A 26,432-nucleotide genomic window follows, 5' to 3' on the forward strand; every position below is an offset into this window, starting at 1 on the left:
CTCCCGGAAGAACCGGATGAGGCCTAGAGTTTCCCGACTACCAATTTAGGTGTCGCACACGCCCTTGCCAAGGGAAAGCAATGACGTGGCGGCACTATGACGCCGAAGGGTGAACGCCGCGTCTGCGCGGCGGCTCCAGTTGCAGCGTCAGCACGCCGTCGCGGCCGAGCGAGAGAACGCAGCCGGACAAGGTCCGCCGTAGTGGGAGGCCCGCGCGCGCCGCATCCGTCAGGGCCGCCCCGCATGCCTCCAGCCGTTCCAGGCGGCTATGGCCGTCTCCACCCGGCGCGACCGCATCGAGCGCCAGCGCCAGGACCCGCAGCACGATTTCCTCCGGCTCGACGGCCAGCGTGGAAAAGCGCAGGCGCAGGCCATTGTCCGCGCCTTCGTTCGGAGGCGTCGCCCCTGCCAGCACCTCGCGAGCCCGCCGCGCAGCCGCTTCGTCCAGCCGCGCGATCCGTTCCGCCAGTCGCCCCAGGCGCTCCGCCGTCAGCCCCTGCTCCGCCAGGATCGGCATCGTCTCCCGCCAGCGCACGCGCTCGAAGCGTCGGTCGGTATTGCTGGGATCGCGCACGAAAGGCCGCCCCCGCCCATCAGCCGTCGCAACGAGCCGCGCCTTCGGGATACCGAGCAGCGGCCGGACGAGCGGAACGCCATTGACCTCGCTCCGCCCCCGCATCCCGGCGAGCCCCGAAGGTCCGGAGCCATGGGCGAGACGCATCAGCATCGTCTCGGCCTGGTCGTCGAGCGTATGGGCCGTGACCAGCGTTGCGCCGCCGAGCCGCCTCGCCTCGTTCGCCAGCAGGGCATAGCGGGCACGCCGCGCCTCTGCCTGCAAGCCACTGGCCGGCTTCAGCCCCTCCCAACGCAGGGTCGCATGGCCGATGCCGAGCGTCGCGCAGAATGCCGCTACCGCGGCGGCCTCTTCTGCCGATTCCGGGCGCAATCCGTGATCGACCGTGGCGGCATGGAGTGGCGGCCGGCCCGGGGCCTGCGCCCAGACGGCGAGAAGCGCCAGCAACGCGATCGAATCGGGACCGCCGGAGACGGCGACGAGGAGGGCCGTCTCACGCAACAGCCCTTCAAAAGCAGCGCCGGCCTCGGCGAGCGAGACCGGCGCGAATCCGCTTGCGTCAGCAGCCGCGCTCAAGCGCAGCCGGAGCGGCGGCGCTCGCGTGCGACGCCCTGGCGCACGGCGTTGGAGGCCGAGGGGTAATCGACGCCGACCTTCGCATAGGTAGCGCAGGCCTGTTCCTTGGCGCCAAGCCCGTTGAGCGACATGCCGAGCTTGAGCAGGCTGTCCGGCGCCTTGGCGGCCTTCGGCGATTCCCGGGAGATCTTCAGGAACTGCTCGGCCGCCTCGCGATAGCGCTGGCGCTGCAGATAGCTCTCGCCGAGCCAATAGGTTGCATCGACCGCCTGCCGGTCGCGCGGATAGCTCTGCAGGAACTGGCGGAAACCCATTTCGGCCTGCTCGTATTCCTTGCGCCGGAGCGAGGCGTAGGCGAGGTCATAGGCCTCCTTGGCACTCTGCGGGCCACTCGCGGCAGCGACGCTCGCACCACGCGGCCTGTCCTGCGGCATCCCGCCTTGCGGCACCGGGCGCCCGACACCCTGCAGGTCGAGCGGCTGGCCCGTAGCCGGGCCGCCGGCATAGTCGTCCTCGATGATGCCTGCGATCGCGCCGCCACCGCCGAGCTGCTGTGGCGCGCCGGCGGCGCCCTGCTGCGTCGCCGGGTCGAAGGCATCGCTGCGGCGATGCCGCTGCGGCGCGGGGCCTGCGGGAGGAGCCCCCGTCGGGCCGGGCGCAGCCGTGTTCGGACGCCCGCCGCCGCCCTTTTCGTTCAGGCGGAAATCGACGTCTTCCTGGAACTTGCGGAGCTGCTCGGACAAGCGCCGGTTCTCGAACTGGAGCTGCTCGATCTGGCCGGACATCTGGCGCAACTGGTTCTCGAGGCGCGTGGTGCGGACCAGCAGATCGGCGGCATCCTGTGCCGAGGCCGGCACGGCGCCACCGGCGAGCGCGGCGGACAATGCCAACGCGGCCAGCCCCGGGCTGGAGAGATGGCGGGCTAGGAGAGAACGAAGCATCGCTGAAACCGGTTTCCGTACATGTCGCACGCTGTCTCTATACCATCAGCTCACCGCGGCCAAAATATGAACGCTTTCACGGCCCGCGCGACCGGAGGGCGCACCATTCGCAAACGCATAAAGAACCACTGGCGCTTTGCCGGCGGCTTCCCTAAATAAGCGGAGCGGGGCTGCCTGGTGCGTGCGAGACAGCATTCCCCGGGCCCATACGACTCCCTAGGGAGCTGTCCCTGCCCGGATCCCTTGGAACCGGGCACACGGCGCCCACCTACTCTGTAGGTGTCCCGGGATTCAAAACTCCACGGCCAAGGTGGCTCCGCACAATCTTCATGACGATGACGCCAGGCACGCACGCTCCGCCCTCCCCGCGCAAGGCCGCCCTCCGCACGGATGCACTCGCCCGCCGCGACGCGCTCGATCTCGACAACCGGCTCGAATGGGATGCCGAGATCGCCGCGCGGGTGCTGAACCTTCCGGTCTGGAAGGGAAGCGCCGGCCCGGTTTCGGCCTATTGGCCGATGCGCTCGGAGGCCGACCCCCGCCCGATCCTCGAAGCCCTGCATGAGCGCGGATTGCCGCTTTGCCTGCCAGCCATCGTCGACAGGCGCATGATCTTCCGGCGCTGGGCCCCCTACGAGCCGATCGTGCCCGGCGGCTTCGGCACGCTCGTCCCCGCCCCCGACCAGCCGGAGCTGAGGCCCGCGATCCTGCTCGTGCCGCTCGCCGCCTTCGACCGGCGCGGCTACCGCATCGGCTATGGCAAGGGCTATTACGATCGGGCGCTCTCCGAACTCGGCCCAACCGTCAGCATCGGCATCGGCTATGGCGCGCAGGAGATCGATGCGGTGCCGGACGAGCCGCATGACCGCCGCCTCGACTGGATCGTGACGGAGCGCGAAACCCTTCGCTGCGGTTGATTCCCGCGCGCCTTCGCGCGAGGGAGAAAGTCTTCGCAGTTTTCAGGTCGGTTTCATGCGTCTTCTCTTCCTCGGTGACATCGTCGGCCGCCCCGGCCGGATTGCGGTTCAGGAGCGGCTGCCGGCCCTACGAGAGGAGTGGAAGCTCGACTGCGTCGTCATCAACGGCGAGAATTCCGCCGGCGGCTTCGGCATCACCGAGGCGATCTGCGACGAGATCCTCGCCGCCGGCGCCGATGTCGTCACGCTCGGCAACCATTCCTGGGACCAGCGCGAGGCCCTCGTCTTCATCACCCGGCAGGACCGCCTGATCCGCCCGGCGAACTATCCGCCCGGCACGCCCGGCCGCGGCGCCACCGTGATCGAAGCCCGCAACGGCGCCCGCGTCCTCGTCGTCAACGTCATGGGCCGGCTATTCATGGACGCGCTCGACGATCCCTTCGCCGCGATGGAGCGCGAGCTCTCCGCCTGCCCGCTGGGAGAAGTCGCCGACGCCGTCATCGTCGACGTCCATGCCGAGGCGACCAGCGAGAAGCAGGCGATGGGCTATTTCCTCGACGGCCGCGCCAGCCTCGTCGTCGGGACGCACACCCATGCGCCGACCTCGGACACGCGCATCCTGCCCGGCGGCACCGCGTATCAATCCGATGCCGGCATGTGCGGCGACTATGATTCCGTGCTCGGCATGCAGAAGGACGAGCCGATCCGCCGCTTCCTGCAGAAGGTGCCGGGCGCCCGCCTCGAGCCGGCGACCGGCGAAGGCACGCTCTCCGGCGTCGCCGTCGATATCGACGATGCCACCGGTCTGGCGAAGGCGGTCTGGGCCGTTCGCGTCGGCCCGCATCTCAGCCAGGCCGTGCCCGAAGCCTGGATTTCCTGACGCTTTCCAGCGCGCGCAACGCTTGCACGCGGGCGGAGCCGGCGCCTATAAGGCCCGGCTTCCAGCATTTCCGCCGCAACCTCTGAAGGTAACGAGCTCCCATGGCCGGCCATTCACAGTTCAAGAACATCATGCATCGCAAGGGCAAGCAGGATGCCGTGCGCTCAAAACTGTTCTCGAAACTGGCCCGCGAAATCACCGTCGCCGCCAAGCTGGGCATGCCGGACATCAACATGAACCCGCGCCTGCGCATGGCGGTGCTTGCCGCGCGCGCCGAGAACATGCCGAAGGACAACATCCAGCGCGCCATCAACAAGGCCGCCGGCGGCGAAGGCGACAACTATGACGAGGTCCGTTACGAGGGCTATGGCCCGGGCGGCGCCGCCGTCATCGTCGAGGCGCTGACCGACAACCGCAACCGCACGGCCTCCGCCGTTCGCTCCTACTTCACCAAGTCGGGCGGCGCGCTGGGCGAGAGCAACTCCGTGTCCTTCATGTTCAATCGCGTCGGCGAGATCAGCTATCCACTGGGCGCCGGCGACGCCGACACGGTGATGGAAGCGGCGATCGAGGCCGGCGCCGACGACGTGATCTCGGACGAGAACGGCCACACCATCCTCTGCGCCTTCGACGCCCTGAACGAGGTCTCCAAGGCGCTTGAAGCCGCACTCGGTGCTCCCGCCTCGGCGAAGCCCGTCTGGCGCCCGACGACGACGGCCCCGCTCGACGAGGAGAAGGCGGCATCGATGATGCGATTGATGGAAGCGCTCGACAACGACGACGACGTCCAGAACGTCTTCGCCAATTTCGAGATCGCCGACGACATCATGGCCAAGCTCAGCGCCTGAGCACGACCTGCCCCCTCTCCCCTTGCGGGAGAGGGGTCGGGCGACGATTCCCGTCATTGCGAGTGCAGCGAAGCAATCCAGGGACCGTCAAGCTCTACGTCCCCTGGATTGCTTCGTCGCTTCGCTCCTCGCAATGACGGGAATCGTCGCCCGACCCCTCATCCGGCCCTTCGGGCCACCTTCTCCCGCAAGGGGAGAAGGGAAGAACCACCGCCTACCGCCCGATCACCGCGTCCCAGAGCGGCAGGCTGACCAGCGCGCTCAGGAAGATCACCAGATAGGCCCCGCGCCGGAACGTTTGTTCCGAAGCCAGCCGGAAACCATGCGTGCCGGCCCAGAGCCCGACGCCGTAGATCGCGAAAAGCGGCACCGCCATCATCAGGGCGCCACCGGTCAGGATGCCCTTCCACCACAGGACCGTGCCGCTGATCAGCGTCGAGACGCCGAAGAAGGCCTGCATGTTGGCCCGCGTCTTGTGCCGGTCGTTGCGCTGCGCACCCAGCCAGAACACCGCGAGCGGCATGCCCCCGATCGAGGCCATACCGTTGAACAGTCCCGACAGCGCGCCGACCCCGAGCGAAAGCGGGATCGTCGGCCGCCCGTGATAGCGCCAGCCCGAGGCCATCAGGCCCACTGCACTGAGCACGAGCAGGGCGAGCACCCAGCGCATCGTCTCGCGATCGAGCCAGATCAGCAGCCAGATGCCGGCCGGCAGGGCGAGCGTCGCGGTCAGCAGCAGCGGCAGGATTTCGCGCCATTCCGCCGTCTTGGCGCTGCGTGCCGCGATCGGCAGCGCGAAGGGCAGGTCGATGAACCAGATCAGGCCGAGCGCCGCGACCGGCCCGAGGATGACCGAGGCCAGCGGCATGAACACCATCGCGAAGCCGAAGCCGGTGAAGCCACGCACCAGCCCACCGAGCAGCGTTGCAGCCAGCAGGACGGCGATGCCATCAGCCGTGAGGCCCGGCATGAAGGAAGACAGGGTCAAGGACATCGCACCGGCTGAGGGAGAAAGATGCGGCGAACCATGCCTGCCGGTCGGCTGCAAGAACAACTTTCCTTTTTGATGCCATCGATCAGGGGAATTCATCCCGCTCCGTCCCGCTTCCCGTCTCGGCGCGGGACAAATCCGAAACATCCGCTAGGTTGAACCCGACATGGCACCCCCGATTCGCATCCTCGGCATCGATCCCGGCCTCCGGAAGACCGGCTGGGGCATCGTCGTCTCCGAAGGCAGCAAGCTCTCCTTCGTCGCCTGCGGCTGCATCGAGAGCGACGGCGCCCTGTCGCTCGGCCAGCGCCTGCGGCAATTGCACGAAGGCCTGAACAAGGTCCTCGCCGCGCATCGCCCGCACGAGGCCGCCGTGGAAGAGACCTTCATCAACCGCGACCCGCAATCGGCGCTGAAGCTCGGCCAGGCCCGCGGCATCGCGCTGGTCGTGCCGGCGCTCGCTGGGCTGGATGTCGCGGAATACGCCGCCAACCTCGTCAAGAAGACGGTGGTCGGCGTCGGCCATGCCGACAAGAAACAGGTCCAGGCGATGATCCGCGTGCTCCTGCCCAAGGCCGAGACCTCCTCGGCCGACGCGGCGGATGCACTCGCCGTCGCGATCTGCCATGCCCAGCATCGCGGCATGAGGGCACTGGTCGCGCAGATGAAGGCATCATGAGCCTCATGCTGCCGAGAGACATTTTTCGCGACACTCCCTCGCGCGGGTCATCCCGGACGGAGCGCAGCGAAGATCCGGGATCCATTCCGGAACCTCACCGAGACATGCTCCGGAATGGATCCCGGGTCTCCCTGCGGTCGCCCGGGATGACAGGCGGCGGAGAAAATCAATGATCGGCAAGCTCAAGGGCCTGATCGATTCCTATGGCGAGGACCATGTCATCATCGACGTGCAGGGCGTCGGCTATGTCGTGCAGTGTTCGGCGCGCACGCTCCAGCGCCTGCCCCAGCCGGGCGAGGCCGCCGCGCTCTCGATCGAAACCCATGTCCGCGAGGATGCGATCCGCCTCTACGGCTTCATGTCCGATGTCGAGCGCGACTGGTTCCGCCTGATGCAGGTCGTGCAGGGCGTCGGCGCCAAGGTTGCGCTCGCGATCCTCTCGACTCTCGATCCGGGCGGGCTCGCCACCGCCATCGCCACCAACGACAAGGCGGCGATCGCGCGCGCCCCCGGGGTCGGTCCCAAGCTCGCGCAACGCCTCTGCGCCGAGCTCAAGGACAAGGCCCCGGCCTTCGGCCATATCGATCCGGGCGTCGTGCAGCTCGCCGGCGCACTGGAGGACAGGAAACTGCCGCAGCCGATCGCCGACGCCGTGTCCGCGCTCGCCAATCTCGGCTATCCTCAGGCGCAGGCTGTAGCCGCCGTGGCGGCTGCCGCCAAGGCCGCCGGCGATGGTGCCGGCACCGCCCAGCTCATCAAGCTGGGCCTGAAGGAACTGGCGAAGTGAGCCAAGCGACCGACGAGCTTCAATTGCGCGTCGTCACCGACAAGACCGAGCTCTGCCGCATCATGCTGGCGAGCTGGGGCTCGCACAGCATGATGATCGGCCTGCATGTCTACGACGTCGCCGAGATCGATGCGCTCGGCCTGTTCGACAGCGCGGGCAAGACCGCCGCGCTGGCGAGCTGGACGGTGCGGGGCGACAGCGCCTATCTCTGCGCGCTCCACTCGCTGAAGCCGGGCGAAGGCGTCGCCATCCGGATGCTCGACGCCGTCATCTTCGCGGCACGCAAGGCCGGCGCCAAGAAGCTCAAGGCCATGCTGACCAATGACAACATGCCGGGCATGACCTTCTACCAGCGCCGCGGCTTCCGCCTTTCGGGGCTTTATCTCGAGGCGATCGACGCCTATCGCTCGGTCGTGCCTGGCATCATCAAGACGGGGTACAAGGACATTCCGATCCACGACGCCATCGAGCTGGAGATCGCGCTGTGAGCGAAGCGCGCAGAACGTATCCAAGATGGACCTACACATTGGAAAAGGCTCTCTTCCACGCTCTGTTTTTTGCCTTATGCGGACCAGTTGTGGCTTTCCTCGGCTATCTCTTACTTTCGGAAGTCATGTCGATTCCGCGCGTCGGTTTTTTCCCAGCCGTGGGTCAGGCCGCGAAAGCCGTTCAGCTGCTAGGGACCGCTTATCTTGTCATCGCCTTTGCTGTGATAGGCCCGCTGATGTTCACGACTGGCGCCGTTGTCGCGATGATATCGAGATATGTCCGTAATGAGCATGCGCTGACCGCACTGGGCTTTGCCGTAGCAACCGCCATGACCCTCGCTTTTTCCCGAATCACGGGTGTCCAGGAAGGCTCTCGCCTTCCTCTGGCATGGACAGGCCCTCTCGCAATCTGCGTGAGCGGCCTCACCGGAGGTCTGTTGACACGGCTCACCCGCAGCCTCCGCAGATGGAGCGATCGCTCCACCGCAGCAAGTTCGGAAGCATTGCAATGAGCGACCCCAAGCGCTCCGGCCTGATGACGGCCGAACGCCGCGACGACGACAGCGAAACCTCGCTGCGGCCGCTCTCGCTCGCCGATTTCACCGGCCAGGCGGCGGCGCGCGCCAATCTCCAGGTCTTCATCAACGCCGCCAAGAGCCGTGGCGACGCGCTCGACCATGTCCTCTTCGTCGGCCCGCCCGGCCTCGGCAAGACGACGCTGGCGCAGATCGTGTCGCGCGAGCTCGGCGTCAATTTCCGCTCGACCTCGGGCCCGGTCATCGCCAAGGCCGGCGACCTCGCCGCCCAACTCACCAATCTCGAAGAGCGCGACGTGCTCTTCATCGACGAGATCCACCGCCTCAACCCGGCCGTCGAGGAAATCCTCTATCCGGCGATGGAGGATTACCAGCTCGACCTGATCATCGGCGAAGGCCCGGCCGCCCGCTCGGTCAAGATCGACCTGCCGAAGTTCACCCTCGTCGGCGCCACCACGCGCGCCGGCCTGCTGACCACGCCGCTGCGCGACCGCTTCGGCATCCCGATCCGCCTGCAATTCTACACGGTCGAGGAGTTACAGGGCATCGTCGCCCGCGGCGCCCGCGTGCTCGGCGTGCCGATGTCCGACGACGGCGCCAACGAGATCGCCAAGCGCTCCCGCGGCACGCCGCGCATCGCCGGGCGCCTGCTGCGCCGCGTCCGAGACTTCGCCATCGTCGATGGCGATCCGATCGTCACCCGCAAGGTCGCCGACAAGGCGCTCTCCCTGCTCGATGTCGACGCGATCGGCCTCGACCAGATGGACCGGCGCTACCTCACCACCGTCGCGATCAATTTCGGCGGCGGCCCGGTCGGGATCGAGACCATCGCCGCCTCGCTCTCCGAGCCGCGCGACGCGATCGAGGAGATCATCGAGCCCTTCCTGCTCCAGCAGGGCTTCATCCAACGCACCCCGCGCGGACGCCTGCTGACGCCGCACGCCTTCCGCCATCTCGGCATGCCCGAACCCTCGCGCGAGACGGCGCAGTTCGGGCTGTTCGGGAGCGATGAGGACAGCGAGTAGGACCGGGCTATCCTCCCGCATATGAAGGACGCAGGCCTTGCGTCCTTCGCGCTTGATCGCATCGGATCGATCGCTTTCGGAGTCCGCGCATGTCCGCCTCTCGCTTCGCCGCATCGGCCGTTCTGGCTCTCGGCCTGCTGGCCGCCGCCGACAGTGCCTTCGCCGCCGACACCACCCCGGATGGGCCGGTGAAGGATGCCTATGTCGCCACCGTCAAGACGCTGGCCGCCTCGGGCGAGCCGCCCTGGCGCCCGCCGCATCGCGACAGACTGATGAGCAAGGGCCTCGCCGCTCTCTTCGCCCGCGACGATCTCTATCAGGACGAGGCCGGCGAGATCGGCCATATCGGCGCCGATCCCTTCATCAACGGCCAGGATGGCGAGGTAAAGAACCTCAAGGTCACCGTGATCGAAAGGCCCGCGAACGGCCGGGCGCTGGTGAGCGCCGCCTTCCGCAGCTTCAGGCAGCCGGTCACGGTGCGCTTCCGCATGATCGAGGAAGGCGGCGGCTGGCGCATCGACGACATCGTCAACCGCTTCGAAGGCAAGGACTATTCGGTCCGCGACGAGCTGTCGAAGCCCTATGATTGCGGCTCCTTCATGGGCAGGCCCTGCAAGCGCTGAGCACCTGCAGGGCCTGCTGTCGGGCTACGACTGTCGCGCGATCTTCGAGCGCATCATCGCGGGGCGCGCCCCGGCATCGTTCAATGCGCCGGACTTCGCCGCCTTGGGATTCTCTACTGAGCGCATGCCCTTGCCGGCGGTACGGTTGGCGGGCCGCTCCGCCACCCGCTGGCGTTGCTTGAGGGCGAGCGCCTTGCGCGCAAGGCTGCGCTGGCTCGGCAGCTTCGCCTTCTCCGCCCGCCGCGTGCGCTCGGCACCGATGCGCTTCAGCGCCGCGGTCAGTGCGTCGGCCTTCGCCTTGGTGCCGGTATTATCGGCAGCCGGCTTGGCGCCTTTCGGCTCAGCCTTGCCCCGCATCTCGCGCTTCTGTCGCCGCGCACCGTCGCGCGCCTTGTCGCGACGCTCCCGCAGCTTCGTTGCGAGATCACGCAATTCGTCATCCGGGAGAGCCCCGATCGCGCCGCGCTGGCTGCGGGCGACGAGATCGGCCTCGGCCTTGTCGAGCAGCCGTGCCGTCGCTTTGCTGGATTGCGCCATGTTAGGTCTCCCTTGCTGTGATCACGCAACGGGCAACGCCCTTCCGGCAAAGCAGTTCCGCCTTTCCGAAGCCGCCTCTCCTGGTCTATGGCAGCCTCAGCCGTTCGAAACCGCTCCGGAGCGCCATGAGCAGGGTCCATCGCCTTGATGTCCGCGTCTATTACGAGGACACCGATTTTTCCGGCGTCGTCTATCACGCTTCTTATCTGCGCTTCATGGAGCGCGGTCGCACCGAGCTGATCCGCGCGCTCGGCATCGAACAGCGCGAGCTCTTCGACGGTGAAACGGCGCTCGGCTTCGCCGTGCGCAAGATGGCGATCGATTTCCTGCGCCCCGCCGTGATGGACGATCTGCTGACCGTCGAGACCCGCTCGATCGCGGCGCGCGGCGCCACCATGGACCTCGAACAGCGCGTGCTGCGCGGCGAGGATGTGCTGATTTCCGCACAGGTCATGGTCGCCTGCGTCGGCGGCGGCCGGGCCCGGCGCATCCCGGATGGCTTGCGCAAACGGTTGATGCTCGACGACTGAGCGCGCGCAACAGTCGACGCGGCGCCTGTGCTCATGTTAGCGCTCCTTACATGAGCTGGAAGCGCGACCGCCCCGAGACACCCCGCGGCTATCACCACGGCAACCTCAAGGAGGAGCTGGTGCGGGCCGCGCTTGGGCTGATCCGGGAGAAGGGGCCGAACGGCTTCACCTTCGCCGAGGCCGCGCGCATGGCCGGCGTCAGCCCGGCCGCGCCCTATCGCCATTTCCGCGACCGGGATGAACTCCTGGCCGATGTCGCGGCCCGCGGCTTCCAGGCCTTCGAGGCGGCTTTGTCGCGCGCCTGGGACCAGGGCCGGCCCGATCCCGAAACCGCGTTCCACCGGCTCGGCCGCGCCTATCTCGCCTTCGCCCATGACGAGCCCGCCTACTACTCGGCAATGTTCGAGGCCGGCGTGCCGCTGGATGCCAGCGCCGAGCTGCGGGCCGCCGCCGACAGCGCCTTCGCCTGCCTGCGCCAGGCGTCCGAGGCCCTGATCGCGCAGCTCCCGCAGGGCAAGCGCCCGCCTGCCCTGATGATGGCCCTGCATATCTGGGCGATGTCGCATGGCATCGCCGCCCTGTTCGGCCGCGCCGATGGCGGCCGCCGCCCGCTCCCGATGACGGCTGCCGACCTGCTGGAGGCCGGCACGCTGATCTATCTTCAGGGCCTCGGCATCGGCCGCAACAGCCCTTCGAAGCCCGACTGATTCATTTTTGCGAGCCGCGTTCTTGACAAGCGGCAGGGTCGGGCGCATCTATGTAAATGTGATTTACATTCACGTTCATGGATGGTGAGGGAGCAATGCCGATCGTCGAGAAACTGGACGAATATGGAAAGGGAGCCTGGATCGCCTTCGCGGTTCTCGGCTTCATCCTCTTCTGGCCCCTGGGTCTGGCGACCCTGGCCTTTCTTTTCTGGAGTGGACGCATGGGTTGTGGATATGCCGGAGACCGGTACGAGCACCGGATGAGCCGCCTTCAGGGCAAGATGGACCGCCTGCGCGAGCGCATGACCGGCCGCGAAGGCGGCTTTGGCGGCGGCTTCGGCGGCTGGGGCCGCGGCGGCCCGTCCAGCGGCAACCGCGCCTTCGACGAGTATCGCGCGGAGACGATCCGCCGCCTCGAGGACGAGCAGCGCGAGTTCCACGACTTCCTGGGCCGCCTGCGCATGGCCCGCGACAAGGCCGAGTTCGATCAGTTCATGACCGAGCGCCGCAACAACCCGCCGGCCAACACCCCGGCCCAGCCCGACGCGGCCTGACCCGTCGGTTTCGATCAGGACAAGCCCGCCCCTCACCGGGGCGGGCTTTTTCTTGTCTGGCGATCGCCGCGCTATGAAACGACGGCGGGCTCCAGCACCGCAAGCAATTCGCGATAGGTCGGCGCCAGCGCCCTCAAATGAGCCGCCGCCGCTGCGTCATCCCGGGCGACCAGCGGATATTGCAGGGCGCCGATCAATTGCGCCTGGCGCCCCATGACCCCTGCAGCGATATCGAGCCCGATCCGCGTCAGGCAACGCGCGGCATCGGCGGCCCGGCGCGCGCCGACACGCACCGCGAAATGGATGAGATGGCCCCGGAGGTCGTCGTCGCAGCCGGCAGCGATCCGTTCCGCCAGCGCGAGCACCGCAGTTTCGTTCCCGAGGGTCCCCGCCGGTGGCTGCAGGTCGCGGTCCATGGCGAGCCAGCGAATGCCCGCTGGAAGCGCCCGCCGGATCGCCTCCTCCTCCGGCACGATCTCGACGCGGCGGAATCCCGTCCGCATCGTGAAGGGCTCGCCGTAATCCACCGTCTCGCCGCGCCACGCCGCCATGAAATCGGCGAGCGGCAGCGTCGCATGCGGATAGCCCTGCGGATCGTGCATCTCGATCATCCCGTCGCGCAGCGCGAGCGCGACGACATAATGATCGGCACCGATCGCCCCGCGCATGCCGGGCTGATGATGCAGATGGCCCATTTCGACCGGCCCGATCCAGACCGGTCCCACAGCAAAAGCTTCCGTCAGCCGGGCGAGTGCCTCTTCCTCGCTACCGCCCCTCGTGACGACGGAGGTCCAGCCCATGGCCGCCAGCGCGTCCTCGAAACCCGCTTCCGGCGTCCAGCCATAGGGATCGAAGAATGGCATCGCCCCGCCATGCAATTGCATGCCGAAAGGACTTCCCGTCGCGAATTCAATGACGGCAGGAGACAGGGATGCCTCTCCGAACATCATCGAAAATGAATTGGCGTAACAATACGGCCCAGAGCCCACATACGGAAAATAATTCATGATCTTTATTGGCCTTCCTGTCTTGAAGGCCCGCACAGATCTGCAAATTGAAAATTTCTGTCAAGCGTTCTGTTTTCGCGGCCTGCCTCCAGTGCGCGGCCCCCGGACTCACTGCGTTTCGAGCATGGCTAGCCAGGCGACGAATAGCCGGCTTCCCGAAACTCCGCACCCCTCCCGGTCCGGCGTATACCCGACATTAACCTTGCCGGATGCTTAACTCGGTCTGGAGCATGCGTTCCGTGGGAAACCCCGTTTCGGCCCATCTTTCGCCGGATTCACGCGCGATTGGAGGGGTACGGCATTTCCCCGGATCGCGGATCGGGCGGCGGCGTGGGGCTCCCGCGACGCAAGCGGCGGGGTTTGGACCGGGGCTGGAGTCTTAAGGCGTCCAGCATCGGCGCACCGCCTGGGTGAGAAGGATGACAGGATGAACCCCGCCGACGTCGCGCAGGCCGCGCCGCAGATCGACATGTCGTTCTGGACGCTGTTCTGGCACGCACACATCGTCGTCAAGCTGGTCATGATGGGCCTGATCGGCGCCTCGGTCTGGTGCTGGTCGATCATCGTCGACAAGACCCTGCTCTATCGGCGCACCCGCAAGGACATGGACGCCTTCGAGGAGGTGTTCTGGTCCGGTCGCTCGCTCGAGGAGCTCTATCGCGACCTCGCCGGCAAACCGGTCAACGACATGGCCGCCGTCTTCGTCGCGGCGATGCGCGAATGGAAGCGCTCCTTCGAGAATGGCGGGCGCTCGGTCGCCAGCCTTTCCCAGCGCATCGACAAGGTGCTCGACGTCACCATCCAGCGCGAGACCGAGCGGCTCGAATCGAAGCTGCTCGTGCTCTCGACCATCGCCTCGGCAGCGCCCTTCATCGGCCTGTTCGGCACGGTCTGGGGCATCATGACCTCGTTCACCGCCATCGCGGTCTCCAAGAATTCCTCGCTCGCCGTCGTCGCGCCCGGCATCGCCGAGGCGCTCTTCGCCACGGCGATCGGCCTCTTCGCCGCCATTCCCGCGCTGATGGCCTACAACAAGCTCCAGGCCGAGGTCGCCAAGGCCCAGGGCCGTCTCGAAGCCTTCGCCGACGAGTTCTCCGCGATCCTGTCGCGGCAGATCGACGAACGCATGGCCGCGTGAGGGCCTGATCGATGGGTATGTCAGCCGCTTCAGGCGCAAAGGGCTCCGGTCGCCGGGGCCGACGCGGACGCCGCCACGGCGCCATCGCCGAGATCAACATGACGCCGTTCATCGACGTCATGCTGGTGTTGCTCATCATCTTCATGGTCGCAGCCCCGCTGATCGCGACCGGCGTCCCGCTCGACCTGCCGCAGACCGGCGCCAAGCCGATCAATGTCGACCAGAAGCCCTTGACCATCGCCATCGACAGCAAGGGCCAGATCTTCCTGCAGGACGAGCCGACGCTCGAGCCTGATCTCGTCGCCAAGCTCCAGGGCCTGGCCAAGCAGGGCTTCGACGAGCGCGTCTATGTTCGTGGCGACAAGCTGGTCGATTACGGCCGAGTCGCCTCGGTGATGTCGACCATCACCGCCGCCGGCTTCAAGCGGGTCGCGCTCGTCACCGAGCCGGCGAGCCGCTGAGAGTCTAGAGTAGGGATGTTCAGGGCGTGAAGCTTTCGACCTCCGAACCTGGCATGCTGGTGTCGGCGCTCGGCCACGTGACGTTCCTCGTCGCGGGGCTGCTGGCGTTCTCGTCGCCGACGCCGCTGCCGGAGAACGAGGAGGCGATCGCCGTCGAGGTCATCGATCCCAGTGCCCTCAACCAGGTGACGCGTGGCGAGCGCAGCGCCGAGAAGGTCCAGGCCCAGCCCACCCCGCGCGCCGAGCGCCAGTCCGAGATGGTCGAGCGCAAGGAAGCCGGCGAGGCCAAGACCGATACGCCTGCCCCGCCCTCGCGCCCGGTCGAACTGAAGACCGCCGAGAACAACGCCTCGACGCCGCCGCCGCCGGCCCGCCCGGCCGAGCAGCCCAAGCCCGAGACCAAGCCGCCCGAGCCCGCCCAGCAGCCGCCGCAGAAGAGCGAGGCTGCCGCCGCCCGCGAGGCCGAGCAGAAGCGCGAGGAACAGGCCAAGCTCGCCGAGGAGGCCGAACTCGCCTCGAAGGCGAAACAGGCCGAAGAGGAGGCGAAGGCCACCGCCAAGGCCAAGGCGGAAGCCGACGCCCAGGCTGCCAAGCGCGCCGCCGATGCCAAGGCCAAGGCCGAGGCACTCGCCAAGGCGGAAGCCGACAAGGCTGCGAAGGAAAAGGCGGAAGCGGCCGCCAAGGCAAAGGCGGAGGCCGAGCAGAAGGCGAAGATCGCCGCCGCGGCGAAGGCGAAACAGGAAGCGGAGGCCAAGGCGAAGAAGGAGGCGGAGATCGCCAAGAACTTCAACGCCAGCGACATCGCCAAGCTGCTCCAGTCCAAGGAGAAGGCGCAATCCTCCGGCTCTTCGGCGCCGCAGATCAACCGCACGGCCTCGCTCGGCACCGAGCGCGGGTCTTCGCAGAAGCTCAGCCCCTCGCTCAGGGCCCAGCTCATCGGCATCATCCAGGATCAGCTCCTGAAATGCTGGAACGTGCCGATCGCGCTCGCCAACGCCCGTGGCGGCAGCAATGTCGTGCCTTCCGTGCGGATGAAGCTCAACACCGACGGCTCGCTCATCGGCCAGCCCGGCGTGATCAATTCGTCCGCCGATCCGCTCTTCCGGGTCGCCGCCGATTCGGCGCTGACCGCCACCCGCCGCTGCGCGCCGTTGCGCATCCCGGCTCAATTCGCCTCCTATTACGACGACTGGCGTGATGTCGTCGTCAATTTCGACGCCAGGGACGTCATGTGACCCCGATGATCGACCGCACCCCCCTTCCCCGTCTCGCGGCTGCGCCCACCCGCCGCCGTCTCCTTGCCACCGCCGGCGCAGCGCTGCTGCTGCCCACCGCGGCCAAGGCCGAGCTCATCATCAACCTGACCGGCGGCGCCTTCCAGCCGATGCCGATCGCCATCGCCGATTTCGGCGGCGAAGGCGGCGTGCTCGTCTCGGGCGTGATCGCCAACAACCTGAAGCGCTGCGGCTACTTCACCCCCATCGACAAGAGCCGCCATCCCGAGAAGAACCCGCCCTTCGACGCGGCGCCGCAGTTCCAGGCCTGGCAGGCAGCCGGCGTGCAGGCCCTCGTCACCGGCCGCGTCTCCCGCGAGGCCGGCCGCATCCGCGCCGAGTTCCGGCTCTGGGACGTCGCCACCGGCACCCAGACCGATGGCCAGCAATATTTCACCGACCCGAGCAACAACCGCCGCGTCGGTCACATCATCTCGGACGCGATCTACTCGAAGATCACCGGGCTCGGCGGCTTCTTCGATACCCGCGTCGTCTTTGTCGACGAATCCGGGCCGAAGGAGACCCGCCGCAAGCGCCTCGCGATCATGGACCAGGACGGCGCCAATGTGCGCTACCTGACCAATGGCGACGTCTCGGTGGTGACACCGCGCTATTCGCCGGTCTCGCAGGACGTCGCCTTCATGTCGCAGCGCCAGGGCGAGCAGCCGCGCGTACAGGTGCTCAATATCGAGACCGGCCAGCGCCAGATCGTCGGCAACTTCCCGGACATGAGCTCCAGCCCGCGTTTCGCGCCGAACGGCCAGCGCGTGGTGCTCTCGCTGCAGCAGGGCGGCAACGCCAATCTCTACGCCATCGACATCGGCTCGCGCACGACGCAGCGCCTGACCTCGACGGCGGCGATCGACACCTCGCCCTCCTATGCGCCCGACGGCTCCCGCATCGTCTTCGAGAGCGACCGCGGCGGCCAGCAGCAGCTTTATGTGATGCCGGCCGGCGGCGGCGAGGGCCAGCGCATCTCCTTCGGCCAGGGCCGCTACTCGCAGCCTTCCTGGTCGCCGCGCGGCGATCTCATCGCCTTCACCCGCCAGGGCGGCGGCGGCTTCGCCATCGGCGTGATGCGGCCGGACGGCTCGGGCGAGCGCATCCTGACCGAGGGCTTCCACAACGAGGCCCCGAACTGGGCGCCGAACGGCCAGTACCTGATGTTCTTCCGCGATCCCGGCGGGCAGTCCGGCGGCAAACTCTATATGGTCGACATCACCGGCCGCGTCGAAGTGCCCGTGCCGACCCCCGCCTTCGCCTCCGACCCGACCTGGTCACCGCTGCTCAGCGGCGGGCGCTGAGGCGAAAAGCGACCTCGCCCGCTGAGGGGAAAGGCCGGTCCGTCAGGCGGCCTTTTTCCTGCTGGCGTCCCGTGGCTCACCAGGAGGCGCGCAGCCCGGCCGTCACGGCATGGCTCGTCGCATCCGCGTTGAGCCGCACGTCATAGCCTGCGAACAGCGTCAGCTTATCGGCTGCCCGAGCCGAGACACCGAGGCCGAGCACGGCGCTGTCGCGCCCCATTTCGGCGCCCCGCACGGCGAAGGTCGCGGCGGGCGCCCCTGCGAAGGCGGCATCGAGCACCATGCCGGTGTCGAGGAACTCGTGCTGCCACAGGGCGCGCGCTTCGAGTGCGACCTGGCTGCCGCCGAGATCGAACGTCTTCGCCAGCTTGAGACCGACGCTGCCCAGCAGGCTCTGCGCCGTCTGGCCGCCAAGGGTCAAACCGATGCCGTCCGCGCCGCTCTCGGTGAAGCCGTCCTGGCGCAGATAGGTGTAGCGCAGCCCGGCCAGCGGCTCGACCGTTCCCCAGCCGAGATCGAAGCCGTAGCCGGCCTCCAGCGCGGCGGTGAAGCGATCGCCGTCATAATCGGCCCTGGCCTGCCGCGAGAGCCCGCCGAAATCGATGCTGCGCTGGTTCTCGAAGCCCAGACGCGCATAGCCGAGAATCCCGTCGAGGCGGAGATTGCCCCGGCCATAGCTGCCATAGAGTGCGGCTTCATGGGCCGTGATCGCGCCCTTGCCGGAAAAATTCCGGAAATCCGTCTCGGTCCTGCCGAAGCCGACGCTGAAACCGGCCAGGAAGGACGGGGTGATCTGCCGGTCGACGCCGCCGATGACGCCGCCGCCGCTATAGTCACCCCTGCCGGCGTTGAGGTCGCCGCCGAGCCTGCCGGACAGGCCATAGCCGCGCAGCCACGCCACATTCGCCGGCGCGGACGCCGCCGGAAGCCGCATCGCCACCGCCGGGCTTCCGCTCGAGGCATAGGCCATCGCCGGGCCTGCGCTCGTCGGCGCGGCCTGGCCGTTGCGCAGGGCGCTTAACCGCTGGCCGATCATGCCGCCGAAGGGCGCGAAGCCGCCGAGCGCCTGCGTGCCCAGGCCGGCAAGGCTTTCGCCGGAGAGGCTGGCGAGCGCCTGCCGGGCTCCTTCACGCGTGCCCGCCGCCTGCAGCAGCAAGGCGACGCCGCGCAGATCGGAGCTTGCTCCCGCCAGGCCGCGCTCGAGCCCGGCCGCAGCCGCGCATTGATTGGCCGAGGCGCAGACCCCGGGCGTGTCGAAGGGCGCGGTGCGGATGTCGAGATGCGCCGCATTCGGCTGATAGCGCAGGGTCGCCCGGATGAAGGGTGCCGAGCCGTCGCCGAACGGCCCCGCGACACCGTCGAACCGGCCGATCAGCCCCTGGCCGGCGGTAAGCACCGGCATGGTCATTTCGCGCGGCAGCAACTCGGGCTCGCCGCCCATCGCGACCTGCCCGGCAAGGCTCGCTGTGCCGCTGACGTCGAGCCGGTTCAGCCCGCCGGCAGCGGAGACCTGCTGCATCAGCACGCCGCCGGGCTGCTGGACATAGTTGCCGTTGATCGTCAGCGTGCCGACGCCGCGCGCATCGCCGGCCCAGACCGTGCCGGCATTGCCGACATCGCCGATGATCAGGCCGGTCCCGGCCAGCACGCCGGCCGGTGCGACACGGGTCGGCGAAGCAATGCTGCCCATGATCGAGAGGAAGCCGCCTTCGACCCGGGTGGCGCCGGCATAGGCGCTGTGCCCGGTCAACACGAGCTCGCCGGCGCCCCGCTTGACCAGCCCGCCCGCCCCGACGATGTCATTCTCGAAGAAGGCGATGCCGCCCGGCTGCTCGACGACGAAATCGCCCCAGTCGAAACGCCCCGGCCCCGCGACGGCCCTGCCGACATCGAGCAGCCCGTAACCGAAGACATCATCGACGCCCGGCGCGCCGAGATCGCGGGCCGTGCCGAGCAGGGTCTGGCGGACCTGGTCGGCGCTGAAGAACGGGAACATCTGCCAGACCAGCGCCGCGGCGCCCGTAACATGGGGCGCTGCGAAGGAGGTGCCCAGTGTCTTTTCATAGCCACCGCCCGACTTGGCGACCAGGATGCCATCATCCACGCCCATCCAGACGAAATCGCCTAGGCTCGCGTCCCATTCCCAGCCCGGACCGCCGCCTGGCGCCCCAAGACACCAGGTCTTCGCGACGCCGCAGAGATTGGTGTAGTCCGGGATATAGCCGGGACCGACCGCCATGACCGCCAGCCAGCCGCGCTCGAGCTCCGGGAAGAGGTGGGGTAAGCCGGCTTGGGCGCTCGGTTGGTCCAGGGCCTGATTGGCCGTGCCCCAGATGCTGAGAATTCCTGCAGCGACAGCGCGCCGATAGACAGAAACGCTTGACGCATCCTCAGACAGGTAGCTGTTCCGAGTGAATTCCGTAATCGGGCGGTCATCGCCGTAGCTGTTATTGATGATACGCACGCCGCGCGCCTGCAGATCGGCATAGGCTCTCGCCGCGAACGCACCATCGATGAATAACCCTTGACTGTCGTCTGCTCCCGCTACGATGAGGGTGGCGCCGGGCGCCACGCCGTGCATGCCCTTGCCGTCACGGTTGGCAGCGATGACGGACGCAACCCCGGTGCCGTGGTTGCTGCGATCGATCGCCTGCGCTGTTTCGGTCAGATAGTCGTAGCCTCCGCCGTAGCGACCGATGAATTCCGGATGCTGAGCGAAGATGCCGGAATCGATCACGCCGACCGAGACGCCGGTGCCGTCGACGCCGCGGGCGTAGGCCTGCGCGGCTTTGATGTCGTCGAGCCCCCACTGCGCCTTGTATTCGGGCGTGCGCCAGGTCGCGGGATCGGTCAGCAAGCCGCCGGACTGCGCGACGGCCGAACTGGTCAGGGCCGTCGTCAGCATCAGGGCCGCGACGGTAGACTTAGGCAGGAACAGCAAGGCAGACCTCGGGAAGAGAATCGCAGCGGCGGGTTCGGTATCCGCCCTGACCGAGTTTTCTCCGCCCTCTTCCGGCCGTCAACACAATGCCGCCGCATTTCACGGCAGCGCGGGCGGCTTTTGCTTTGGGCGACGCGGCTGGCTCAGTCGCGGTAGACCGGCTCCTCCGCGTCGAGCTGCCGGCGGATCGAGGCGAGGTGCAGGCGCGCGGATTCCGGATCGCCCTCGCGCATCTGGCGATAGGCGGCCTCCGCGATCTCGGGCTTCACCGGCTTGACCTCGCGCCCCGTCGCCAGCGCCAGCGCCTGCGCCTCGCAGGCCCGCTCCAGGTAATAGAGATCGTCCCAGGCCTCGGCGATGGTCGGCCCGAGCACCATGACGCCGTGATGCTTCATGAAGACGATATCGGCATCGCCGACCGCAGCCGCGATGCGGTCGCCCTCGCGCTCGTCCAGAGCCAGCCCGTTATAGTCACGGTCGACGACGGTGCGGCCGTAGAATTTCAGCGCCGTCTGGCCGGCGAAGATCAGCGGATCGCCCTCGGTCATCGAAAGCGCCGTCGCGTACGGCATATGCGTGTGGAAGGCGACCTTGGCGCGCGGGACGTTCTTGTGGACCCGGGCGTGGATGTAGAAGGCGGTCGCCTCCGGCTGCCCCTCACCTGAGACGACTTGGCCGTGGAAGTCGCAGATCAGCAGCTTCGAGGCGGTCAGTTCCCGGAAGGCCCAGCCATAGGGATTGACGATGAAGAGGTCGTCATAGCCCGGCACCAGCGCCGAGAAATGGTTACAGATGCCCTCCTCGAAGCCGTAGCGCGCCGCCATCCGGAACGTCGCGGCAAGATCGCGGCGCGCCTCCCAGACGATATCGGAATCGAGGTCGGGCTGGTTCGGACCACGAAGAGGCGTCACGCTTGCAGCGCCGGACTTGAGGGAATGAGCCATCGCGATCTCCGGTCGGGACTGGAAGGCGGCCGAGACAGGGCCACATGCTCCTACGATAGAACGCAGCGGACGAAAGATGCGCTGCAATTCTGCGCCCTGTTTGCGCAATTTTTTCGCGTTCCGCCGGAGACTTGACCTGCCTTCAGGCCTGACCCCGGCCGCGCCATCTCGCGACGTAAGGCAGGATGAACATGTAGAGCCCGCTGAACAGCAGCAGGAAGAGCGGCAGCAGGGGCGAATAGACGATCCAGGCCGGCGGCTCGCCGCGCGCCATCGCGGCGAAATTTGCGAGGACGGTGGCGGTGAAGATGATCGAGAGCCAGCGATGGCCCTGCCGGATGGTGGTGCTCCAGGACAAGGAAAGCTCCTTTTATGAGGGGACAGGAGGAGTGGCGCCGCCTCAGCCGGCGCGCGCCACGACCTCTTCCAGTTTTGCGAAGAACTGCTGCCAGCCGGCCTTGGCGCCACCGAGGGCCTGCTTCTGCTCCGGCCGGAAGCCGACCTGTTCCATGCGCAGATGCGTGCCCTTGGACGACGGCGTCAGCGTGAAGGTCACGACGCTCTTGAGGGCATAGGCCGGGTCGTCATGCGCGAAGTCCCAGCTATAGGAGAGCGACCGGTTGGGCTCGACGGTCAGCACTTCGCAATCCAGCACCCCGCCCCAGTCGCCACTCAGATTGAAGCGATGGCCGACGGTCGGCGCGAAGTCGTTCTTCATCAGCCATTCGGCGATCAGGTGCGGCTGCGTCAGCGCACGCCAGAGCTTCTCCGGCGGATGGGGCATTTCGCGCTCGACGATGACGGAGCGGGTTTCGGTCATTGGTCCATCCTCTTGAGCAGGTCTTCGAGATCGTCGAACCGGCTTTCCCAGTAGCCGGCCATGCGGTTCGTCCAGTCGGCGAGAGGCGCGAGCGCCGCGAGCTGCGCGCTGTAATGCGTCTGCCGGCCCTGATGGCGGTCCCGCACCAGCCCGGCCTGCTTCAGCATGGCCAGGTGCTTCGAGACCGCCGGCTGCGATACGCCGGCCTGTGCGGTCAGCGCGGCGACCGTCTGCTCGCCCTCGCTGCACAGGCGCTCGAAAATGCCCCGCCGCGTCGGGTCGGAAAGCGTCCTGAAGAGAAGATCATGCGTGCCGGGCATCGGAAATCCATAACCACATGGCTATGAATTATTCATAACCACACAGCTATGAATCCGTCAATCCGAAATCCTCGATCTTTTGCCGGGAGGTGTCGCACTGCGCCCAGCCCATCGCCGATGAAGCGGGCGAGCCGTCCTGCGGGGCATCCCTGTGCTCGCGACGCAACAGCCCGGCTCGCAAACGCCTTTCGCCACATTTGGTTAACCATAAGCCGCAATGCCGCCACTTCGCCCTGATTTGGCAAGGTCTCGTTTAGGTTGACGCTTCATTGATGAGGCTTCGCGAAGCCCTCCTCGAAGTGCGCGCCACAAAATTCGATTGCCCCGGAGTTCAGCCATGTTGACCACTCTCCTTCCCGGCGGCCGTGCCGTCCGTTTCGCCGCAGCCATCGCCGCCACGCTCGCGCTCGGCGCCTGCGCCAAGGACCAGAATGCCGACGCCTCGGGCTTCGGTGCCGGCGGCGCCGCGACGCCTGGCAGCGCGCAGGACTTCGTCGTCAATGTCGGCGACCGCGTCTTCTTCGAGACCGACTCCACCGACCTGACCCCGACCGCCGTCGCGACCCTCGACAAGCAGGCCGGCTGGCTGCAGCGCTATCCGCGCTACACCTTCACCGTCGAAGGCCATGCCGACGAGCGCGGCACCCGCGAGTACAACTATTCGCTCGGCGCCCGCCGCGGCCAGACCGTGCGTGACTACCTCGCCTCGCGTGGCATCGCGGCCAACCGCATGCGCACCATTTCCTATGGCAAGGAGCGCCCGGTCGCGGTCTGCAACGACATCTCCTGCTGGTCGCAGAACCGCCGCTCCGTCACGGTGCTGGACGGCGCCGGCGGCGCGCCTGGCGTCTGATCGCTACGCAGCTAGAAAAGAAAAGGCCCCGGACGGCATCGTCCGGGGCCTTTTTCATTCTTCAGTAGAGGCCGTCACCCCACCGCGGTCGGGATCAGGCTGCGCGCCACGCCCTCGATCCGCTCGGCCGCCGCGACGAGCGCTTCCGCGGCCCGGTCCTCGACCTCCCCGAGCCGCTGGTCGGCAGCACCGGCATTGCCCTGCGTCGCCGCGAGGTCGGCTTCCAGCTTCGCCAGCCGCCGCTTCAGTTCGTGGACCTCGTCGGCCACCATCAGCGCGGCCATGACGTGCAGGCGCATGTCGCCGATCTCGCCGAAGGCCTCGCGCATTTCGCCGATCTTCTCGTCAAAGAACCGGGCGAGCCCCTCGAGATGGCCCTCCTCGCCTTCCCCGCAGGCCATGCGGTAGGCTTTCCCGGCGATCATGACGTTGACTTGCGGCATTCCCTCTCCAATCCTTGCTTTAGGGTCTGTGCTCGTTATGGACGAGTACAGACCCTAGCTTGCCTCGGGCTCCGGCGGCTGCTGCGCCTCCACCCGCGCGATCACGGCGCCGACGACGTTCATCGCCCGCTCCAGCCGCTGGTCGACATCCGCGGCGGCGGTCTCGACCTGCCCGAGCCGCGCCATGGCGCCGTCGAGATCGGCCGCAAGGCGCGCGCGATCGTCCTGCATCAGGGCGAGTTCGGTTTCGAGGTTGCCATGTCCACGCTCAGCCTCGACCCGCCGCCGCGCCGCCGCTTCCAGCTGCCCCAGCGCCGTATCCAGGCGCGCCAGCGCATTGTCCAGCATCAGGCTCGCCACCGTCGTTCTCCTTTCAGATCGAAGCCGGCTCACACGATTCGTCCAGCGAATTTACATGAGAACGCGGGAAAACAGGAATCGGCCCCATCCCAGAGCGTGGACGGGCCGGTTCGGGCTGAACCATGCGAAAAACCTGCGGCAACCGGCTCCTGCGACCCTGAAACCCGGCTTGCGCGAATTGACTCGTGGCGAGCGCAAGGCCTAATCCACCGGTCCTTTTCCAAGCCTGCCGACATCGCCTGCCCGCCGGCCCCATTCCTGCCTTTCCCGCAGGTTCGGATCGGCCTCAAGCCCGCCAGACTCAAAGCCCGTGAGATCATCATGACCACCATCGACCGCGCCCAGCACGACAAGCTCGCCAATGCCATCCGTGGCCTGGCGATGGACGGCGTCGAGAAGGCCAAGTCCGGTCATCCCGGCCTGCCGATGGGCGCCGCCGACGTTGCCGCCGTGCTGTTCACCCGCGTGATGAAATACGACGCCGCCGATCCGCGCTGGCCGGACCGCGACCGCTTCGTGCTCTCCGCCGGTCACGGCTCGATGCTGCTTTACGCCCTGCTCTATCTCACCGGCGCGCCCGGCATGGCGCTGGACGACCTCAAGGCCTTCCGCCAGATCGAGTCGAAGACGCCCGGCCACCCCGAGAACTTCATGACCGCCGGCGTCGAGACCACGACCGGCCCGCTCGGCCAGGGCCTCGCCACATCCGTCGGCATGGCGATGGCCGAGCGCATGCTCGCCGCCGAGTTCGGCAGGAAGGTCGTCGATCACCACACCTATGTGCTGGCGTCCGACGGCGACCTGATGGAGGGCATCAGCCAGGAAGCGATCGCGCTCGCCGGCCATCAGAAGCTCAACAAGCTGATCGTGCTCTGGGACGATAACGGCATCTCGATCGACGGCCCGCTGACCATCACCGACAATGTCGATCAGGTCGCGCGCTTCAAGGCCTGCGGCTGGCGCTCCGAGCGCGTCGACGGCCATGATCCCGAGGCGATCGAGGCCGCGATCCGCCGCGCCCAGAAGTCGAACAAGCCGACCATGATCGCCTGCAAGACCGTGATCGGCTTCGGCGCACCGAAGAAGGCCGGCACCTCCAAGGCCCATGGTGAGCCGCTCGGCGCCGAGGAGCTTGCCGCCGCCAAGCAGGCGCTCGGCATCACCGGCGGGCCCTTCGAGGTCGCGGCCGACGTGCTCAAGGCCTGGCGCGGCTTCGGCGCGGCCGGCAGCGCCGCGCACAAGGACTGGAGCGAGCGTTTCGCCACCCTCTCCGAGCGCAAGCGTGGCGAGTTCGACCGCCGCCTCGTGCACGGTGTCCCGGCCAAGCTCGACAAGGCGATCCTGGCCCACAAGAAGGCCCTGATCGCCGCGCCGCAGACTGTGGCCACCCGCAAGGCCTCGGAGCTGGCGCTGGAAGCCATCATCCCGGTCATGCCGGAGCTGGTGATGGGCTCGGCCGACCTGACGCCTTCGAACAACACCCGCACCAAGGCCGCCGAGGACTTCACCCCGAAGACCCCGAAGGGCCGCTATGTCCGCTACGGCATCCGCGAGCACGGCATGGCCGCCGCGATGAACGGCATCACCCTGCATGGCGGCTTCCGCACCGCCGGCGGCACCTTCCTGGTCTTCGCCGACTATGCCCGCCCCTCGATGCGGCTGGCCGCCCTGATGGGCGCCCCGGTCGTCTACGTCATGACCCATGACTCGATCGGCCTCGGCGAGGACGGCCCGACCCACCAGCCGGTCGAGCAGATCGCCAGCTTGCGCGCCATGCCGAACATGCGCGTCTTCCGCCCGGCCGACACGATCGAGACGGCCGAGGCCTGGCAGGCCGCGCTGGAGCGCACCGACGGCCCGACGGTGCTCGCGCTCTCGCGCCAGAACCTGCCGCAATTGCGCACCGATGCTTCGGCCAAGAACCGCTCGGCCACCGGCGCCTACGAGCTTCTGGCGGCCGAGGGCGGCAAGGCCCAGGTCTCGCTCTTCGCCTCGGGCTCCGAGGTCGAGCTGGCCGTCGCCGCGCGCAAGCTCTTGGCCGAGAAGGGCGTCCGTGCCCGCGTCGTCTCCGTGCCCTCACTTGAGCTCTTCCTGGAGCAGGACGAGGCAACCCAGGCCGCCATCGTCGGACAGGCCCCAGTCAAGATCGCGATCGAGGCCGGCGTGCGCTTCGGCTGGGATGCCGTGATCGGCCATGACGGTACCTTCATCGGCATGCATTCCTTCGGCGCCAGCGGCCCCTACAAGGAGGTCTACAAGCATTTCGGCATCACGGCGGAGGCGATCGCCGACGCCGCGATGAAGCAGCACAACGCCTGAGGGCCGGCCGCAGGCAGGGCTGATATTCCCGAAAGACATCTTGCGTTCGGCCATT

The 26,432-nt window shown here is 67.6% G+C and carries 30 protein-coding genes and 1 other RNA gene; 19 read left to right on the top strand and 12 right to left on the bottom strand.

All coding sequences use genetic code 11. From position 1 onward, the window contains the following. Window positions 1–94 precede the first annotated feature (94 nt). Window positions 95–1,075, bottom strand: a complete 981-nt coding sequence (gene tilS / locus ACWIEX_RS17255) for a tRNA lysidine(34) synthetase TilS (protein WP_454034218.1) — start codon at window positions 1,073–1,075, stop codon at window positions 95–97. Window positions 1,076–1,146: 71 nt separating this feature from the next. Continuing rightward, window positions 1,147–2,091: a tol-pal system protein YbgF gene (gene ybgF, locus ACWIEX_RS17260; protein ID WP_454034219.1), complete on the bottom strand. Its 945-nt coding sequence runs from the start codon at window positions 2,089–2,091 to the stop codon at window positions 1,147–1,149. Between the two features lie 164 nt (window positions 2,092–2,255). Between ybgF and ssrS the strand changes: the two genes are divergently transcribed. From ssrS to ACWIEX_RS17280, 4 genes are all read left to right on the top strand, one after another. Next, window positions 2,256–2,412: non-coding RNA, 6S RNA (ssrS, locus tag ACWIEX_RS17265), on the top strand. A gap of 8 nt (window positions 2,413–2,420) precedes the next feature. Then, window positions 2,421–3,008 carry a 5-formyltetrahydrofolate cyclo-ligase gene (locus ACWIEX_RS17270; protein WP_454034220.1) on the top strand — a complete coding sequence of 196 codons (588 nt, stop codon included), beginning with the start codon at window positions 2,421–2,423 and terminating at the stop codon, window positions 3,006–3,008. 55 nt (window positions 3,009–3,063) lie between these two features. Then, window positions 3,064–3,888, top strand: coding sequence for a TIGR00282 family metallophosphoesterase (locus ACWIEX_RS17275; protein WP_454034221.1), 825 nt, complete (start codon window positions 3,064–3,066; stop codon window positions 3,886–3,888). A gap of 101 nt (window positions 3,889–3,989) precedes the next feature. Further along, a complete protein-coding gene (locus tag ACWIEX_RS17280; RefSeq protein ID WP_454034222.1) occupies window positions 3,990–4,736 on the top strand; it encodes a YebC/PmpR family DNA-binding transcriptional regulator in 747 nt (248 codons plus the stop codon). 214 nt (window positions 4,737–4,950) lie between these two features. On the opposite strand, the gene ACWIEX_RS17285 is transcribed toward ACWIEX_RS17280, so the two are convergent. Further along, on the bottom strand, window positions 4,951–5,724 hold the full coding sequence (locus tag ACWIEX_RS17285; RefSeq protein ID WP_454034223.1) for a TSUP family transporter: 774 nt from the start codon (window positions 5,722–5,724) through the stop codon (window positions 4,951–4,953). 169 nt (window positions 5,725–5,893) lie between these two features. Here ACWIEX_RS17285 and ruvC point away from each other — a divergent pair, with 169 nt between their 5' ends. The 6 genes from ruvC to ACWIEX_RS17315 all read left to right on the top strand — a co-directional run bounded on the left by ruvC (window position 5,894) and on the right by ACWIEX_RS17315 (window position 9,865). Next, on the top strand, window positions 5,894–6,406 hold the full coding sequence (gene ruvC / locus ACWIEX_RS17290) for a crossover junction endodeoxyribonuclease RuvC (RefSeq protein WP_454034224.1): 513 nt from the start codon (window positions 5,894–5,896) through the stop codon (window positions 6,404–6,406). Window positions 6,407–6,575: 169 nt separating this feature from the next. Continuing rightward, window positions 6,576–7,193: a Holliday junction branch migration protein RuvA gene (gene ruvA, locus ACWIEX_RS17295; protein WP_454034225.1), complete on the top strand. Its 618-nt coding sequence runs from the start codon at window positions 6,576–6,578 to the stop codon at window positions 7,191–7,193. Further along, entirely contained in the window at window positions 7,190–7,681 is a 492-nt protein-coding gene (locus ACWIEX_RS17300) for a GNAT family N-acetyltransferase (RefSeq protein ID WP_454034226.1), read from the top strand. Before ruvA ends, ACWIEX_RS17300 begins: the two co-directional genes overlap by 4 nt. Continuing rightward, window positions 7,678–8,193: a hypothetical protein gene (locus ACWIEX_RS17305; RefSeq protein ID WP_454034227.1), complete on the top strand. Its 516-nt coding sequence runs from the start codon at window positions 7,678–7,680 to the stop codon at window positions 8,191–8,193. Before ACWIEX_RS17300 ends, ACWIEX_RS17305 begins: the two co-directional genes overlap by 4 nt. Continuing rightward, complete coding sequence (gene ruvB / locus ACWIEX_RS17310; protein WP_454034228.1) at window positions 8,190–9,242, top strand: Holliday junction branch migration DNA helicase RuvB; 1,053 nt, start codon at window positions 8,190–8,192, stop codon at window positions 9,240–9,242. The genes ACWIEX_RS17305 and ruvB overlap by 4 nt, the downstream gene beginning before the upstream one ends. An 89-nt stretch (window positions 9,243–9,331) precedes the next feature. Further along, on the top strand, window positions 9,332–9,865 hold the full coding sequence (locus ACWIEX_RS17315) for a DUF3828 domain-containing protein (RefSeq protein ID WP_454034229.1): 534 nt from the start codon (window positions 9,332–9,334) through the stop codon (window positions 9,863–9,865). Window positions 9,866–9,889: 24 nt separating this feature from the next. Here ACWIEX_RS17315 and ACWIEX_RS17320 read toward each other — a convergent pair whose 3' ends face one another. Further along, window positions 9,890–10,402: a hypothetical protein gene (locus ACWIEX_RS17320; RefSeq protein ID WP_454034230.1), complete on the bottom strand. Its 513-nt coding sequence runs from the start codon at window positions 10,400–10,402 to the stop codon at window positions 9,890–9,892. 125 nt (window positions 10,403–10,527) lie between these two features. Between ACWIEX_RS17320 and ybgC the strand changes: the two genes are divergently transcribed. The 3 genes from ybgC (at window position 10,528) to ACWIEX_RS17335 (ending at window position 12,193) form a co-directional block, all read left to right on the top strand. Continuing rightward, on the top strand, window positions 10,528–10,932 hold the full coding sequence (gene ybgC, locus ACWIEX_RS17325) for a tol-pal system-associated acyl-CoA thioesterase (RefSeq protein WP_454034231.1): 405 nt from the start codon (window positions 10,528–10,530) through the stop codon (window positions 10,930–10,932). Between the two features lie 50 nt (window positions 10,933–10,982). After that, window positions 10,983–11,639 carry a TetR/AcrR family transcriptional regulator gene (locus ACWIEX_RS17330; protein WP_454034232.1) on the top strand — a complete coding sequence of 219 codons (657 nt, stop codon included), beginning with the start codon at window positions 10,983–10,985 and terminating at the stop codon, window positions 11,637–11,639. 95 nt (window positions 11,640–11,734) lie between these two features. Then, entirely contained in the window at window positions 11,735–12,193 is a 459-nt protein-coding gene (locus ACWIEX_RS17335) for a DUF2852 domain-containing protein (RefSeq protein ID WP_454034233.1), read from the top strand. Window positions 12,194–12,264: 71 nt separating this feature from the next. On the opposite strand, the gene ACWIEX_RS17340 is transcribed toward ACWIEX_RS17335, so the two are convergent. Next, window positions 12,265–13,200: a hypothetical protein gene (locus ACWIEX_RS17340; RefSeq protein ID WP_454034234.1), complete on the bottom strand. Its 936-nt coding sequence runs from the start codon at window positions 13,198–13,200 to the stop codon at window positions 12,265–12,267. Between the two features lie 427 nt (window positions 13,201–13,627). Between ACWIEX_RS17340 and tolQ the strand changes: the two genes are divergently transcribed. Genes tolQ through tolB form a run of 4 tightly spaced genes read left to right on the top strand, consistent with a single transcriptional unit; the run spans window position 13,628 to window position 17,377 of the window. Next, window positions 13,628–14,338, top strand: a complete 711-nt coding sequence (tolQ, locus tag ACWIEX_RS17345; protein ID WP_061969839.1) for a protein TolQ — start codon at window positions 13,628–13,630, stop codon at window positions 14,336–14,338. An 11-nt stretch (window positions 14,339–14,349) separates the two neighbouring features. Continuing rightward, a complete protein-coding gene (locus ACWIEX_RS17350; protein ID WP_061969840.1) occupies window positions 14,350–14,799 on the top strand; it encodes an ExbD/TolR family protein in 450 nt (149 codons plus the stop codon). Between the two features lie 26 nt (window positions 14,800–14,825). Further along, window positions 14,826–16,034 carry a cell envelope integrity protein TolA gene (tolA, locus tag ACWIEX_RS17355; RefSeq protein ID WP_454034235.1) on the top strand — a complete coding sequence of 403 codons (1,209 nt, stop codon included), beginning with the start codon at window positions 14,826–14,828 and terminating at the stop codon, window positions 16,032–16,034. Between the two features lie 5 nt (window positions 16,035–16,039). Beyond that, entirely contained in the window at window positions 16,040–17,377 is a 1,338-nt protein-coding gene (gene tolB, locus ACWIEX_RS17360; protein ID WP_454034236.1) for a Tol-Pal system beta propeller repeat protein TolB, read from the top strand. Window positions 17,378–17,453: 76 nt separating this feature from the next. On the opposite strand, the gene ACWIEX_RS17365 is transcribed toward tolB, so the two are convergent. The 5 genes from ACWIEX_RS17365 to ACWIEX_RS17385 form a co-directional block, all read right to left on the bottom strand. Continuing rightward, entirely contained in the window at window positions 17,454–20,318 is a 2,865-nt protein-coding gene (locus tag ACWIEX_RS17365) for an autotransporter domain-containing protein (protein ID WP_454034237.1), read from the bottom strand. A 143-nt stretch (window positions 20,319–20,461) separates the two neighbouring features. Continuing rightward, complete coding sequence (locus ACWIEX_RS17370) at window positions 20,462–21,262, bottom strand: aldolase (RefSeq protein ID WP_454034238.1); 801 nt, start codon at window positions 21,260–21,262, stop codon at window positions 20,462–20,464. A gap of 142 nt (window positions 21,263–21,404) precedes the next feature. Beyond that, window positions 21,405–21,620, bottom strand: coding sequence for a hypothetical protein (locus ACWIEX_RS17375; RefSeq protein WP_454034239.1), 216 nt, complete (start codon window positions 21,618–21,620; stop codon window positions 21,405–21,407). Window positions 21,621–21,662: 42 nt separating this feature from the next. Next, the gene (locus ACWIEX_RS17380; RefSeq protein WP_454034240.1) at window positions 21,663–22,082 is read right to left on the bottom strand and encodes an SRPBCC family protein; all 420 of its coding nucleotides are present in this window, start codon (window positions 22,080–22,082) and stop codon (window positions 21,663–21,665) included. Beyond that, a complete protein-coding gene (locus ACWIEX_RS17385) occupies window positions 22,079–22,402 on the bottom strand; it encodes an ArsR/SmtB family transcription factor (protein WP_454034241.1) in 324 nt (107 codons plus the stop codon). The genes ACWIEX_RS17380 and ACWIEX_RS17385 overlap by 4 nt, the downstream gene beginning before the upstream one ends. Before the next feature lie 337 nt (window positions 22,403–22,739). Here ACWIEX_RS17385 and pal point away from each other — a divergent pair, with 337 nt between their 5' ends. Continuing rightward, window positions 22,740–23,255 (top strand): peptidoglycan-associated lipoprotein Pal, encoded by a 516-nt coding sequence (pal, locus tag ACWIEX_RS17390; RefSeq protein ID WP_454034242.1) that lies wholly within the window; start codon window positions 22,740–22,742, stop codon window positions 23,253–23,255. A 74-nt stretch (window positions 23,256–23,329) separates the two neighbouring features. On the opposite strand, the gene ACWIEX_RS17395 is transcribed toward pal, so the two are convergent. Together ACWIEX_RS17395 and ACWIEX_RS17400 are read right to left on the bottom strand one after the other, a co-directional pair. Then, window positions 23,330–23,698 (bottom strand): cell division protein ZapA, encoded by a 369-nt coding sequence (locus ACWIEX_RS17395; protein WP_061969853.1) that lies wholly within the window; start codon window positions 23,696–23,698, stop codon window positions 23,330–23,332. A 54-nt stretch (window positions 23,699–23,752) separates the two neighbouring features. Beyond that, complete coding sequence (locus ACWIEX_RS17400) at window positions 23,753–24,058, bottom strand: DUF4164 family protein (protein ID WP_320409881.1); 306 nt, start codon at window positions 24,056–24,058, stop codon at window positions 23,753–23,755. 321 nt (window positions 24,059–24,379) lie between these two features. Between ACWIEX_RS17400 and tkt the strand changes: the two genes are divergently transcribed. Continuing rightward, the gene (gene tkt / locus ACWIEX_RS17405; RefSeq protein WP_454034243.1) at window positions 24,380–26,377 is read left to right on the top strand and encodes a transketolase; all 1,998 of its coding nucleotides are present in this window, start codon (window positions 24,380–24,382) and stop codon (window positions 26,375–26,377) included. Window positions 26,378–26,432: the final 55 nt, after the last annotated feature.

This window comes from Allobosea sp. NPDC055353, from assembly GCF_053644975.1.

What these genes read in the sequence shown, in the direction of transcription:
- ybgF (WP_454034219.1), bottom strand. Translation starts at nt 2,091, where the DNA reads ATGCTTCGTTCTCTCCTAGCCCGCCATCTCTCCAGCCCGGGGCTGGCC.
- ACWIEX_RS17270 (WP_454034220.1), top strand. Translation starts at nt 2,421, where the DNA reads ATGACGATGACGCCAGGCACGCACGCTCCGCCCTCCCCGCGCAAGGCC.
- ACWIEX_RS17275 (WP_454034221.1), top strand. Translation starts at nt 3,064, where the DNA reads ATGCGTCTTCTCTTCCTCGGTGACATCGTCGGCCGCCCCGGCCGGATT.
- ACWIEX_RS17280 (WP_454034222.1), top strand. Translation starts at nt 3,990, where the DNA reads ATGGCCGGCCATTCACAGTTCAAGAACATCATGCATCGCAAGGGCAAG.
- ruvC (WP_454034224.1), top strand. Translation starts at nt 5,894, where the DNA reads ATGGCACCCCCGATTCGCATCCTCGGCATCGATCCCGGCCTCCGGAAG.
- ruvA (WP_454034225.1), top strand. Translation starts at nt 6,576, where the DNA reads ATGATCGGCAAGCTCAAGGGCCTGATCGATTCCTATGGCGAGGACCAT.
- ruvB (WP_454034228.1), top strand. Translation starts at nt 8,190, where the DNA reads ATGAGCGACCCCAAGCGCTCCGGCCTGATGACGGCCGAACGCCGCGAC.
- ACWIEX_RS17315 (WP_454034229.1), top strand. Translation starts at nt 9,332, where the DNA reads ATGTCCGCCTCTCGCTTCGCCGCATCGGCCGTTCTGGCTCTCGGCCTG.
- ACWIEX_RS17320 (WP_454034230.1), bottom strand. Translation starts at nt 10,402, where the DNA reads ATGGCGCAATCCAGCAAAGCGACGGCACGGCTGCTCGACAAGGCCGAG.
- ybgC (WP_454034231.1), top strand. Translation starts at nt 10,528, where the DNA reads ATGAGCAGGGTCCATCGCCTTGATGTCCGCGTCTATTACGAGGACACC.
- ACWIEX_RS17330 (WP_454034232.1), top strand. Translation starts at nt 10,983, where the DNA reads ATGAGCTGGAAGCGCGACCGCCCCGAGACACCCCGCGGCTATCACCAC.
- ACWIEX_RS17335 (WP_454034233.1), top strand. Translation starts at nt 11,735, where the DNA reads ATGCCGATCGTCGAGAAACTGGACGAATATGGAAAGGGAGCCTGGATC.
- ACWIEX_RS17340 (WP_454034234.1), bottom strand. Translation starts at nt 13,200, where the DNA reads ATGAATTATTTTCCGTATGTGGGCTCTGGGCCGTATTGTTACGCCAAT.
- tolQ (WP_061969839.1), top strand. Translation starts at nt 13,628, where the DNA reads ATGAACCCCGCCGACGTCGCGCAGGCCGCGCCGCAGATCGACATGTCG.
- ACWIEX_RS17350 (WP_061969840.1), top strand. Translation starts at nt 14,350, where the DNA reads ATGGGTATGTCAGCCGCTTCAGGCGCAAAGGGCTCCGGTCGCCGGGGC.
- tolB (WP_454034236.1), top strand. Translation starts at nt 16,040, where the DNA reads ATGATCGACCGCACCCCCCTTCCCCGTCTCGCGGCTGCGCCCACCCGC.
- ACWIEX_RS17370 (WP_454034238.1), bottom strand. Translation starts at nt 21,262, where the DNA reads ATGGCTCATTCCCTCAAGTCCGGCGCTGCAAGCGTGACGCCTCTTCGT.
- ACWIEX_RS17380 (WP_454034240.1), bottom strand. Translation starts at nt 22,082, where the DNA reads ATGACCGAAACCCGCTCCGTCATCGTCGAGCGCGAAATGCCCCATCCG.
- ACWIEX_RS17385 (WP_454034241.1), bottom strand. Translation starts at nt 22,402, where the DNA reads ATGCCCGGCACGCATGATCTTCTCTTCAGGACGCTTTCCGACCCGACG.
- pal (WP_454034242.1), top strand. Translation starts at nt 22,740, where the DNA reads ATGTTGACCACTCTCCTTCCCGGCGGCCGTGCCGTCCGTTTCGCCGCA.
- ACWIEX_RS17395 (WP_061969853.1), bottom strand. Translation starts at nt 23,698, where the DNA reads ATGCCGCAAGTCAACGTCATGATCGCCGGGAAAGCCTACCGCATGGCC.
- tkt (WP_454034243.1), top strand. Translation starts at nt 24,380, where the DNA reads ATGACCACCATCGACCGCGCCCAGCACGACAAGCTCGCCAATGCCATC.